The 12,660-nt window shown below is 63.1% G+C and carries 10 protein-coding genes; all 10 read right to left on the bottom strand.

Translation table 11 applies throughout. From position 1 onward, the window contains the following. Positions 1-632: 632 nt before the first annotated feature. The 10 genes from J1C49_RS10130 to J1C49_RS10085 all read right to left on the bottom strand — a co-directional run bounded on the left by J1C49_RS10130 (position 633) and on the right by J1C49_RS10085 (position 12,330). On the bottom strand, positions 633-2,354 hold the full coding sequence (locus J1C49_RS10130) for an ABC transporter substrate-binding protein (RefSeq protein ID WP_227445700.1): 1,722 nt from the start codon (positions 2,352-2,354) through the stop codon (positions 633-635). A gap of 80 nt (positions 2,355-2,434) precedes the next feature. Further along, a complete protein-coding gene (locus J1C49_RS10125) occupies positions 2,435-2,707 on the bottom strand; it encodes a DUF2160 domain-containing protein (RefSeq protein WP_227445699.1) in 273 nt (90 codons plus the stop codon). Positions 2,708-2,960: 253 nt separating this feature from the next. Then, positions 2,961-3,833, bottom strand: coding sequence for a carbohydrate ABC transporter permease (locus tag J1C49_RS10120; RefSeq protein WP_227445698.1), 873 nt, complete (start codon positions 3,831-3,833; stop codon positions 2,961-2,963). 1 nt (position 3,834) lies between these two features. Next, positions 3,835-4,704 (bottom strand): carbohydrate ABC transporter permease, encoded by an 870-nt coding sequence (locus J1C49_RS10115; RefSeq protein WP_227445697.1) that lies wholly within the window; start codon positions 4,702-4,704, stop codon positions 3,835-3,837. Then, the gene (locus J1C49_RS10110) at positions 4,704-5,798 is read right to left on the bottom strand and encodes an ABC transporter ATP-binding protein (protein ID WP_227445696.1); all 1,095 of its coding nucleotides are present in this window, start codon (positions 5,796-5,798) and stop codon (positions 4,704-4,706) included. Before J1C49_RS10110 ends, J1C49_RS10115 begins: the two co-directional genes overlap by 1 nt. A 9-nt stretch (positions 5,799-5,807) precedes the next feature. Beyond that, the gene (locus J1C49_RS10105) at positions 5,808-6,896 is read right to left on the bottom strand and encodes an ABC transporter ATP-binding protein (protein WP_227445695.1); all 1,089 of its coding nucleotides are present in this window, start codon (positions 6,894-6,896) and stop codon (positions 5,808-5,810) included. A gap of 21 nt (positions 6,897-6,917) precedes the next feature. Further along, on the bottom strand, positions 6,918-8,510 hold the full coding sequence (gene glpD, locus J1C49_RS10100) for a glycerol-3-phosphate dehydrogenase (RefSeq protein WP_227445694.1): 1,593 nt from the start codon (positions 8,508-8,510) through the stop codon (positions 6,918-6,920). A 285-nt stretch (positions 8,511-8,795) separates the two neighbouring features. Then, a complete protein-coding gene (locus tag J1C49_RS10095; RefSeq protein WP_227445693.1) occupies positions 8,796-9,851 on the bottom strand; it encodes an ABC transporter ATP-binding protein in 1,056 nt (351 codons plus the stop codon). Next, positions 9,851-11,116 carry a hypothetical protein gene (locus J1C49_RS10090; RefSeq protein WP_227445692.1) on the bottom strand — a complete coding sequence of 422 codons (1,266 nt, stop codon included), beginning with the start codon at positions 11,114-11,116 and terminating at the stop codon, positions 9,851-9,853. Before J1C49_RS10090 ends, J1C49_RS10095 begins: the two co-directional genes overlap by 1 nt. Continuing rightward, on the bottom strand, positions 11,113-12,330 hold the full coding sequence (locus J1C49_RS10085; RefSeq protein ID WP_227445691.1) for a carbohydrate ABC transporter permease: 1,218 nt from the start codon (positions 12,328-12,330) through the stop codon (positions 11,113-11,115). The genes J1C49_RS10090 and J1C49_RS10085 overlap by 4 nt, the downstream gene beginning before the upstream one ends. Positions 12,331-12,660 lie beyond the last annotated feature (330 nt).

The raw sequence follows: 12,660 nt of genomic DNA, 5'->3' as shown, positions 1-12,660 counted from the left end.
GCTTGGTGGCCGACGAGGCCGGGTTGGCAAGGGCGCGCGGCAGGGTTGGAACCGCAGGCCACAAGGTGACACGGCGTCGGTCGCGCACAAGAGGACATGGCACCGAGACAACCGCGCGCCGGGCCGAGGATGGCCATGGGCTTGGTGAGGCCACATCATGGTTCAGGGGAAGCCCCGCAAGACCCCGACATCCGGGCGCTCCGATCTCCCACAGCGCGGGACAGCCCGAGGTCGCACCCTGACTGCGGGATGGATGGACGGCCATCCTCCGACCCCGGGATCGCTACGGAACCAGACGTCGGCACAGCACCATAGTTTGAGGGCCAGCCCGCAGACCACGGTTCGCGGGGGGCCAGCCGCCCGGACCGCAGCATCGCTGGGGGGCCAGCCCGCAGACCGCAGCATCGCTGGGGGGCCAGCCGCCCGGACCGCAGCATCGCTGGGGGGCCAGCCCGCAGACCGCAGCATCGCTGGGGGGCCAGCCCGCAGACCGCAGCATCGCTGGGGGGCCAGCCCCCCAGACCCCCCGGGATATTTCCGGCCCAAAGAAGCGCAAACCGGTGCTTTAGGGCCGTGATGGAAAAGAAAAAGGGGCCTCGCAAGGCCCCTTTCCAAGTCGTGGAGACGGCAGGTTACTGCCAGGACTTGATGAGCTCGTCATAGGCGACGGTCATCGGCTCTTCGTCCTCGTTCTCGAGTTTCGGGAACGGAGCACCCGGCTGGGCGAACCAGTATTCCGCGTCGCGCTCCTCGTTCATCACCGGACCCAGATCGCCCTGAACACCCGCGCGTTCGAGCCGCTCCATCACGCTTTCCTGCGCTTCGCACAGCGCATCAAGCGCTTCCTGCGCGGTCTTCTGACCGGACATTGCATCGCCGATATTCTGCCACCAGAGCTGCGCGAGACGCGGGTAATCCGGCACGTTGGTGCCCGTGGGCGACCACTGCACGCGCGCAGGCGAACGGTAGAACTCCACCAGGCCCCCAAGACGCGGGGCGCGCTCGGTGAAATGCTCGGAGTTGATCGTGCTTTCGCGGATGAAGGTCAGACCCACATCGGACTTCTTGAGGTCCACGGTCTTGGAGGTCACGAACTGCGCGTAGAGCCATGCGGCCTTGGCGCGGTCCACGGGTGTGCTTTCCATCAGCGTCCAGGAACCGGCATCCTGATAACCGATCTTCTGGCCTTCCTTCCAGTAGACACCGTGCGGCGAAGGCGCCATGCGCCATTTCGGCGTGCCATCCTCGTTCATCACCGGCAGGTCAGGCTTGACCGTATCGGCGGTGAAGGCGGTGTACCAGAACATCTGCTGGGCGATGTTGCCCTGCGCCGGGATCGGGCCGGCCTCGGAGAAGGTCATGCCTGCGGCTGCGGGCGGCGAATACTTCTCCAGCCATTCGATGGCCTTTTCGACCGCGTAGACCGCAGCCGGCGAGTTCGTCGCACCGCCGCGCGCCACGCAGGACCCGACGGGCTGCGAGTTCTCGTTCACCCGGATGCCCCATTCGTCGACCGGCAGACCGTTCGGCTCACCCACGTCGCCCATGCCAGCCATGGACATCCACGCGTCCGTGTAGCGCCAGCCAAGCGAGGGGTCTTTCTTGCCATAGTCCATGTTGCCAAAGACTTCGCCCTCGACACCCATATGGCTCAGGTCGCGCCCGGTGAAGAACTCCGCGATGTCCTCATAGGCCGACCAGTTGACCGGAACACCCAGCTCGTAGCCGAACTGCTCCTGGAAATCGGCCTTGTTCTTCTCGTCGTTGAACCAGTCATAGCGGAACCAGTAGAGGTTCGCGAATTGCTGGGTCGGCATCTGGTAGACCTTGCCATCGGGGCCGGTGGTGAAGCTCAGCCCGATGAAATCGTCCAGATCCAGCGTCGGCAGCGTCACATCCGCGCCTTCGCCCGCCATCCAGTCGGTCAGGTTGCGCACCTGCTGGTAGCGCCAATGGGTGCCGATCAGATCAGAGTCGTTGACATAGGCGTCATAGATGTTCTCGCCGGACTGCATCTGTGTCTGCAGCTTCTCGACAACATCGCCTTCGCCGATCAGGTCATGGGTGACCTGAATGCCGGTGATCGCGGTGAAGGCCGGTGCGAGCACCTGGCTTTCGTATTCATGCGTGGTGATGGTCTCGGAGACGACCTTGATCTCCATGCCCTGGAATGGCTGCGCCGCGTCGACGAAGAACTGCATCTCCGCTTCCTGCTCCTCACGCGTCAGAACCGACAGATCGCCGATCTCTGCGTCCAGGAATGCGCGGGCCGCGTCCATGTCGGCAAAGGCCGGCGCAGAGAGCATCCCGAACGCCAGCGCGATTGCCGTGCTGGATTTCAATGTAGGGTTCATTTAACGTCCTCCCGTTGATTTTGAACCTTGATTTTTATGTCCGCCGGGCCGGTCCTCCGCCGCCCCGCCGGTGAGTATGGCTACACCCAGCGGAATACCGCCGCGGCATAGAGCGCACAGACTCCGAGCGCGTAGGGTTGGTTCTCCCCCACCAGTCCGAGCCATGCGAGATTGATGAAAGCCGACCCAAGCAGCGTGATGAACAGCCGGTCGCCTCTCGTGGTTTCGATGCGGAGGATGCCCACGCGGGGCGTCTCCGGGAATTTGATCGCGAGGATCGTGAACAGGATCAGAAGCGAGGCGATGACCATGAAGAAAATCGCCGTCGGCCAGGTCCATGCCATCCATTCCATTATGCGGTCTCCTTGCTCATTGCAGTGAGTTTGATCGCCGGGCCCCGCGCGGAATCGAGGCCAAAGGCCGCCGCGCCATCGCCGGGCCGCCCCCCGGCGTGGCGATTTGGCTGAACCTGGCGCATCACTCCGGAGGTTTTCGGATTTGGCCGAGATAAAGCGCTGCAACACGGATGTTGGATCGCCCGTCCGCGGCCCATCAATGACGCGGCTGCGCCTTGAGTCCGCGCCTTCGGCAAATGGAAAGTCATCATCACACCCGCCCCAGGGCGAAGCCCTTCGCGATGTAGTTGCGCACGAAGTAGATCACCAAGGCCCCCGGCACGATGGTCAGGATCCCCGCCGCCGCCAAAACACCCCAGTCGATGCCCGAGGCGCCCTGCGTCCGGGTCATGATCGCCGCAATCGGCTTGGCGTCCACCGTCGTCAGCGTCCGCGACAGCAGCAGTTCCACCCATGAGAACATGAAGCAGAAGAACGCCGCCACACCGATTCCGCTCGCAATCAGCGGCATGAAGATCTTCACGAAGAACGCCCCGAAGGAATAGCCGTCGATATAGGCCGTCTCGTCGATCTCTTTCGGCACGCCGCGCATGAAGCCTTCGAGGATCCACACCGCCAGCGGCACGTTGAAGAGACAATGCGCGAGCGCCACGGCGATATGCGTGTCGAACAACCCGACCGAGGAATACAGCTGGAAGAACGGCAGCGCAAAGACCGCAGGCGGCGCCATCCGGTTGGTCAGCAACCAGAAGAACAGGTGCTTGTCGCCCATGAAGTGATAGCGCGAGAACGCGTAGGCCGCAGGCAACGCCACAGCCAATGAGATCACCGTGTTCATCACCACGTAGATCAGCGAGTTCACATAGCCCATATACCACGCCGGATCGGTCAGGATCGTGCGGTAATTGTCGAGCGTGAGATTATCCGGCCAGAGCGTGAAGCTGTTGAGGATCTCCGTGTTCGTCTTCAGGCTCATGTTCAGGAGCCAGTAGATCGGCAGCATCAGGAACAGCAGGTAGAGCGTCATCACGACGACCGATCCCTTGACCTTCACCCGCTTCTTCTGCCCCCCGGCGGTCAGGTTGCCGGGGATCTGCGCGGTTTGTGCAGTTGCGTCGGCCATCTCACCCGTCCCTTTTGTCGAGATTAGTCATCACGGTGTAGAACACCCACGAAATCAACAGGATCACGAGGAAATACATGATCGAGAAGGCCGCGGCGGGGCCAAGGTCGAACTGTCCCAAAGCCATCTTCACAAGGTCGATGGAGAGCAGCGTGGTGACAGAGCCGGGCCCGCCGCCCGTGACGACAAATGGCTCTGTATAGATCATGAAGCTGTCCATGAAGCGCAGCAGGATCGCGATCATCAACACGCCCATCATCTTCGGCAGCTCGATATAGCGGAACACCTTCCAGCGGCTCGCCTGATCGATCTTGGCCGCCTGGTAATAGGCATCCGGAATGGATTGCAGACCGGCATAAGCCAGAAGCGCCACCAGCGATGTCCAGTGCCAGACATCCATGACGATGATCGTGATCCACGCCGCCAACGGATCGGAGGTGTAGTTGTAATCAATCCCCAGCGCGTCCAGCGTGTAGCCCAGCAAGCCGATATCCACCCGGCCAAAGATCTGCCAGATCGTGCCGACCACGTTCCACGGGATCAGCAGCGGCAGGCTCATCACTACGAGGCAGAAGCTCGCCCAGAAGCCCCGCTTCGGCATATTGAGCGCCACAAACACCCCAAGCGGGATCTGGATCAGCAGGATGATGCCCGAGAACAGCAGCTGCCGCCCCAGCGCATCCCACATCCGGTCGTCGCGCAGCATCTGCTCGAACCATTCCAGCCCGGCCCAGAAAAACACGTTGTCGCCAAACGTGTCCTGCACCGAGTAATTCACGACCGTCATCAGCGGGATCACCGCCGAGAACGCCACCAGAATGAGCACCGGCAGCACAAGGAACCACGCCTTTTGATTGACCGTCTTGTCCATCAGGCCGCCTCCCCCCGTGCTGTGTGTTGCGGGGTGACCCGCCAGTCATTGGCATAAACGTTGATCCGTTCGGGATCGAAGGTCACGCGGGTCATATCCGCGCCAACCGCGTCGTCCTCTCCGGCGATGATGTTGATATCATGCCCGAAAAACTCCGCCCGGATGATCTTGTGGCGGCCCACATCCTCGACGCGCCGCACCGTGACGGGCAGGCCCCTGTCCCGGCTGAGCCGCGCATATTCCGGCCGCACGCCAAGCTCCACCTTGCCCTCCAGCGGACCGTAGCCATGGCCCAGCGCAATTTCCACCCCGTCCACATAGGCGCGGTTGCCCTCGACCTTCGCCGGGATCACGTTCATCCCCGGCGAGCCGATGAAATAGCCCACAAACGTATGCTCGGGCCTCTGAAACAACTCATCCGGCGTGCCGATCTGCACCACGCGCCCGTCATACATCACCACAACCTTGTCCGCGAAGGTCAGCGCCTCGGTCTGGTCATGGGTCACATAGATCATCGTGTGCCCGAACTGGTGGTGCAGCGATTTCAACTGCGTGCGCAGCTCCCATTTCATATGCGGGTCGATCACCGTCAAAGGCTCGTCGAACAACAGTGCGTTCACGTCCTGCCGCACCATCCCGCGCCCGAGCGAGATCTTCTGTTTGGCATCCGCCGTCAGCCCGCGCGCCTTGCGGTTCAGCATCTCTTCCATGCCGATCATCGCGGCGATCTCCGCCACACGCGCGGCCACATAGGCCTCGTCCCGCCCGCGATTGCGCAGCGGAAACGCCAGATTGTCGCGCACGGTCATCGTGTCGTAGACCACCGGAAACTGAAACACCTGCGCGATGTTGCGCTCCGCCGTGGGCGCGTGGGTCACGTCCTGCCCGTCAAACAGGATGCGCCCCTGCGAGGGCTGCAACAGCCCCGAAATGATGTTGAGCAGCGTCGACTTCCCGCAACCCGACGACCCGAGCAGCGCATAGGCCGCGCCGTCCTCCCAGTCGTGGTTGAGCTCCTTGAGCGCGTAGTCATCTTCGCTGCCGGGGTTCGGCAAATAGGAATGCGCGAGATTATCCAGTGTTATCTTGGCCATACCGTTCCCTCACGCCGCCATCGCATAGGCCGCCGGGGCGACAAGACTGCCATCTTCGGCAAAGACATAGACATGCCGCGGGTCGAGCCACACGGTCAGGTCCGCGCCGATCTCCATGTCGTGAATGCCATGGATCAGCCCCACCCAGCGTTCCCCATGATGGTCGAGATGCACAAAGGTCTCCGATCCGGTCAGCTCCGTGACCGCCAGCTTCGTGACAAAGCTCAACGCCTCCGGCGCGTGGCTCGCAATCTCAAGGTGGTTGGGCCGGAACCCGGCGGTGTAGCGCCCGTCTGCCAGTTCCGCGAGCTTTCCGGTGGCCTGCGTGCTCTGCCCGTCGCCAAACATGATCTTGCCACCGGTCTTGGAGATCGGCAGGAAATTCATCGGCGGATCGCTGAACACCCGCGCCGTGGTCGCGTTCACCGGCTGGCGGTAGACCAGCGGCGTCTCGCCGAACTGCGTGACCCGCCCCTCCCAGAGCGTCGCGGTGTTGCCGCCCAGCAAAAGCGCCTCTTCCGGCTCAGTCGTCGCATAGACAAAGATCGCGCCGGACGCCTCGAAGATCTTCGGGATCTCCACCCGCAATTCCTCGCGCAGCTTGTAGTCGAGATTGGCCAGCGGCTCGTCGAGCAGCACAAGCCCGGCATTCTTGACCAAGGCCCGCGCCAGCGCGCAGCGTTGCTGCTGACCGCCCGACAATTCCAGCGGCTTGCGGTCGAGCATCGGGGTCAGCTTCATCAGCTCCGCGCTCTCGCGCACCCGCCGGTCGATCTCGTCGCGGCTTGCCCCCAGAAGCTTCATGGGCGAGGCGATGTTGTCGTAAACGGTCATCGACGGGTAGTTGATGAATTGCTGATAGACCATCGCCACCTTGCGGTCCTGAACCCGCATCCCGGTGACGTCCTCGCCGTTCCAGATGATCTTGCCGGTCGCCGGCACATCCAGCCCGGCCATCAGCCGCATCAGGGATGTCTTGCCGGACGATGTCGGGCCAAGAAGGACGTTCATCGTGCCCTTCTCCAGTGTCAGATCTGTTGAGTAGATGTGGGTCTGCCCCTCAACCACCTTGGACACGCCCTGCAAATCCAGCGTCATCCCGTCCCCTCCCTTTCGCGGTTATTCCGCGGCCGCTCCGGCTCTGTCGCGCGCCTGCATCATGAAGGCGTCGATCCGGGCAATTTCTGTATCGTTCAGGCGCAGCCCCAGCTTTGAACGCCGCCAAACCACGTCCTCCGCGGTGCGCGCGTATTCATGGCTCATCAGCCAATGCAACTCGGCCTCCGTGATCGTGGCGCCAAAGGCCTCACCAAGGTCGTCGGCTGTCTTGGCATCTCCGAGGATCTCCCGCGCTTCAGTGCCGTAGGCGCGCACCAACCGTCGGGCCCAGAAATCGCTCAGAAACGAATATTCCGCGCGCAGTGACGAAGCAAGTGATGCCGCGCCGTCAACCGGGAAATCGCCGCCGGGGAGCGCCACGCCGGCGGTCCATTTACCCTTAGCGGGCAGGTGCTCGACGATCTTTTCCAGCGCGGATTCCGCAAGACGGCGATAGGTGGTGATCTTGCCCCCGAACACGTTCAGAAGCGGCGCACCGCCCTCGGCCTCCACCTTGATCGTGTAGTCGCGTGTCGCCGCGGTGGCGCTTGATGCGCCGTCATCATACAGCGGCCGAACCCCCGAATAGCTCCAGACGACATCCTCTTCGCTGATGTCGTTCTTGAAGTATTTGTTCGCAAATTGAATGAGATAGGCTTTTTCTTCCGGTGTGCAGACGGATTTTTCTCCGGGATCGAAATGCTCTGCATCCGTGGTGCCGATCAATGTGAAATCGGTCTCGTAGGGGATGGCAAAGATGATCCGCCCGTCTTCACCCTGGAAGAAATAGCACTTCTCGTGATCAAAGAGCTTCTTTGTGACGATATGGCTGCCACGAACAAGCCGGACACCTTCGCGCGTGTTCAGCCGCACCTTGGTCTGGAGGATATCGCCCACCCATGGCCCGCCCGCGTTCACGAGCATCCGGGCGTGGCGGACCTGCGTTTTTTTCGTTTCGGTATCTTGCGTTTCGATCCGCCAGAGGTCGCCCTCGCGCGCCGCGCTCAGCACCTTGGTGCGCGTCATGATCTTGGCGCCCCGGGCCTCCGCGTCGCGCGCGTTCAGCACGACAAGCCGCGAATCCTCGACCCAGCAGTCGGAGTATTCATAGGCCGTCTCGAACCGGTCCTCCAGCGGGGCGCCTTCCGGCGTGCCCTTGAGCGAGACCGTCTTGGTCCCCGGCAGGATCTTGCGCCCGCCGAGATTGTCATAGAGGAAAAGCCCGAGCCGGATCAGCCATGCCGGTCTGCGGCCTTTCATCCACGGCATCACCATCGAAAGGATGCGCCCCGTCGGCGTGTCGCCCTCAAAGCGCATATCCTTATGATAAGGCAGCACAAAACGCATCGGCCAGGAGATATGCGGCATTGCGCGCAACAAGGTCTCCCGCTCGATCAGCGCTTCGCGAACGAGCCGCACCTCGAAATATTCGAGATAGCGCAACCCACCGTGAAACAGTTTCGTCGACGCCGAGGAAGTCGCCGAGGCAAGGTCGTTCATTTCGGCAAGCTGCACGCTCAAGCCACGGCCCGCCGCATCGCGCGCGATCCCGCAGCCATTGATGCCGCCTCCGATGATAAACAGGTCCGTGATATCGCCGGTTTGTTCGGTCACCGGACAGCCTCCTCTCCCCAGGTTGGCCAGACTATGGCAAAAGAGGTGAGTCGGTTCAAGCGAATATCTTCGTTTATGTTCGTTTCTTCGGTAATTGCGAAAACGAAGGCGATTAAGGCATTCGTATCGGTTCCAAACCGGTTTGGACACGCCGCGATGCGCGCATGTCCCCGCTGCACCCGCCTCCAAGAACAAGGGGCCGGCCTCTCGACCCGCCCCTTGCGCCTGTCCTTGCTCTGTCTTGCGCCGCGCGGATCGCCCGCATCCCGCACAGGCTCGGCGTTCTCAGCCCGCGCGCACCGACAACCCGTCGGCATCGAAGAACCGCAGGCGCTCCTGCGGCGCAACCAGCCCGATCCGGTCACCCTCCCGCACCGGTGTGTCACCATCTGTGCGCACCGTGATTTTGCCCGCCGCGCCCGCATCCACAATCAGATACGTGTCCGCGCCGAGATACTCGAGCACATCCACCGTCGCATCGAGCACCCCCTCACCCTCGGCACCGATCCCGATATGCTCCGGGCGGATGCCCAGCTTCACCGCCGGATGATCCCCGCCATAGGCCCCGCTGCGCCCGCCGGGCACGCTGAATTGCCCGTCGCCCGTCTTGCAATCGAGGATGTTCATCTTGGGCGAGCCGATGAAGGTCGCCACAAACAGGTTCGCGGGATTTTCATAGAGTTCCCGCGGCGTGCCGACCTGCGCAATCGTGCCGAATTCCAGCACCACGATCCGGTCCGCAAGCGTCATCGCCTCCACCTGGTCATGGGTCACGTAAATCATCGTGCGCTGGAGCGTCTTGTGCAGCTTGGCAATCTCGTAGCGCATCTCGACCCGCAGCGCCGCGTCCAGGTTGGACAACGGCTCGTCAAACAGGAACGCCGTCGGGTCGCGCACGATCGACCGCCCGATCGCCACCCGCTGGCGTTGCCCGCCCGACAGCGCCTTGGGCCGCCGGTCCAGATAGGGCTCGAGCTTCAGCACCCGCGCCGCCTCAGCCACCTTGGCCTCGATCTCCGCCTTGGGCGCACCGGCGGTCTTGAGCGAAAACCCCATGTTCTCGCCCACCGACATATGCGGATAGAGCGCGTAGCTCTGAAACACCATCGCCAGCCCGCGCCGCGACGGCGGGGCCGCGGTCTTGTCCGCCCCGTCGATCATCAGCGCCCCGCGCGAGATATCCTCAAGCCCGCCGATCATCCGCAGAAGCGTCGACTTCCCACAGCCGGACGGCCCCACAAAGACGATGAACTCCCCATCGGCAATCTCGAGGTCGACCCCCTTGATGACCTGAACCTCGCCAAACCACTTTTCCACCTTGTCGAGTGTGATCGATCCCATCACGAATCTCCCTGCGACGGCGTCGCCCAAGCCAGCCAGACCGCCGCGGTCCATGTGAAGGTGCCGCCGCCTGCGGCCCCGCCGGTCTGCGGGTCGAAATACTCGGCAAAGCCGTGCTCCGCGATAAGCCCGGCAGTCAGGTCGCGCAGCGTCTCCGCGTGGCCCGCGTGCCCCATATCCTTCAGCCCGATCCCGATCAGGGCGTTCATGATCCCCCAGGTCGGCCCGCGCCAGTAGCGCTTGGGGTTGAAGTCGGGCGATGTGACGGCGAGGCTCGGCACCGGGTAGCGCACGGTCTCGAAGCAATGCTCGAGATGGCCGAGCATGGCGTCGTCCTCGATCCCCGCGTACCAGTTGAGGTAAGAGGCCGAGGTCAGATGCCCGGTATGCTCCATCGTCGCGAGGTTGATCGCGTCGAAAAAGCCCGTCTCGGGGTTTCGGAGGCGCAGCGCGCCCTCCTCCATCTCGCGGATCCAGGCGTCCACCTCGCCGCGTGCCTCGCCCAGCGCTTCGAGCATGTCCGCCAGGTCTCGATGCGCGCGCAGCAGGATGAAGGTCATCGTCGGATCGGCCACTTGGAAGGGCCAGTCGGCGGCCATGGTCGCGTCGTCCCAGCCCATCCGCCGCCCGCGCTGCACAAGCCAGATGTAGCGGTCGTAATCCTCTTTCGTCGGGCGCATCTCGGGGTTCACATGGCTTGTGTCCCGCCGCGTGTATTCGCCCACACCCACCGGGTCGATCATCGCCATGGCGCTGTCCCAGTCCGCGCAATTGTCGCGCCCCGCCTCCCAGGGGTGGGCGATGAAGATCATACCGTCCCGGTTTCGCCAGCGCATGAACCAGCGGTGCCAGGCCACGAGCTTCGGCAGGAGCGCCCGCAACCGCGCCTCGCCCGCCGCGCGATCCTGCTCCCAGATGGCGCGCATAAAGGGCGCGGCCACCGGCGGTTGGCTGATGCCCGAGGATGGGATCGGCCCGTTTGACGCGCCCCAGACATCCGGTCCGGGAAAATAGCCCGGATCTTCGCGATGGAACAGGATATGCGGCACCATCCCGCTGGGCCACTGCCCCGAAAGCAGCGTTTCGACCTCTTCCCAGGCGCGGTCGATATCGAAGGTTGCAAATCCCCAGGCGGCAAACGCGCTGTCCCAGTTCCATTGATAGGGATACAGCCCGTCCGTGGGCACGGTGTATCCGCCTCGGTCGTTCCCGCGCAGGATCGCGCGGGCCTGATCGTCGAGGGCGATCTTGTCTGAGGCACTCATCCCTTGACACTCCCTGCTGTCAAACCTTTGGTCATGAAGCGCTCCAGGCCGAGAAAGATCACCATGATCGGCACGGTGGCAATCACCGCCCCCGCCATCAGATGCTGTCTCGGGATTTCGGAGCTGTTGAGCGACGCGATCCCGCGCGTCAGCGTGAATTTCGACGGATCGTCGAGAAGCATGAACGCCAGCAGGAACTCGTTCCAGGCGATCATGAAGACATAAAGCGACACCGAGGCCAGCGCCGGCAGCGACAGCGGCAAGGTGATCTTCCAGATCACCGCGAGCCGCGACAGCCCGTCCATCAGCCCGGCTTCCTCGATCTCCGCCGGAAGCCCGCGGAAATAGCCCTGCAACATGTAGAGCGCGACCGGGATCGTCGTCACCGGATAGATCAGCAGGATGCCAAAGATCGTGTTGCGCAGCCCTGCCATGGAAAACGCGATATAGATCGGCAGCGCCAGAACGATCATCGGCACCATGTAGATGAGCAGGATCGAGCGCGAAAACGCCGCCCGCCCCTTGAACCGCAGCCGCGCGACCGCGTAGGCCCCGGGGATCGAAAACGCCAGCGTCAACAACACCGTCAGCACCGAGACATAGAACGACGTCCAGAGGTAGCTGCCGAAATTGAAGTCCTGAAACAGTTCCACATACGAACGGAACAGCCCCCAGCCCTGGCTCAGGTCGATTGAAAAATCGAGCGGGTTGGCCATCAACTCCGCCTGGTTCTTCAGGCTGGTCATCACCATCACGTAGAACGGGATCGCGACGATGGCCGTGAAGAAGATATAGCCGAACCCCGTCAGGAAGCGGATCACCGCCTCCTCGAACTCGTGCCGCGTGGCCGATCCTGTCGGCAACCCGTCGAGGATCACCAGCATCGAATAGCCGAAGATCGCCCCCAATACGACATGCGCAAGCCCCGCCGCCACAAGGCCAACGCCTTCGCCGGTGGCCACCGGTGCGACACCGGCCAGACCCGCCACCGCAAGACCGGCGCCCACCAGCGCTGCAACAACGAGACTCGGCACGCGCGGCGTCAGCAGTCCGAACCCGATCACCGCACCCCACATCAGGCTCAACAGGATCACCGGTCGAAACGGCGCGCCGGTCGAGAAGGACATGACCACGGCCACCGTGATCGCAAGCACCACCATCCACAGCGCCCCGAGCAATGGCGCCGTCACATATCCAAATCGCAACCGGCTCATGATGCACCTCCCTGTGGTGTGGCCATCGTTCTGGCCATCGGTCCCGGACGGGTCTTGCCCCGTGCTGTGGCCTTTGCCGCGCGACGACGCGCGCCTTGGTCAATCGTGCCTTGGTCAATCGGGCGCTGTTCGATCAAGAGGATGCTGATCTGCAAACGCGCAAGCGACCGGCGCTCCGTTGAACGCTCAGCCAGACTTAACATCGGACGGGCGCATGGCACCGCGCGGTCACCCCGCCCGGCCGGATCAGCCCCCGCGCCAAAAGCGCTTTGCCGCGACCTTGCCGGCCAGATGCGCAACCCTGCGCGCCTTGGCCGCTCGCGGCCCGTG

This window comes from Cognatishimia sp. F0-27, from assembly GCF_020667845.1.
Taxonomy (GTDB): domain Bacteria; phylum Pseudomonadota; class Alphaproteobacteria; order Rhodobacterales; family Rhodobacteraceae; genus JAFMPQ01.
This window is presented reverse-complemented; position numbering and strand designations above follow the sequence as displayed.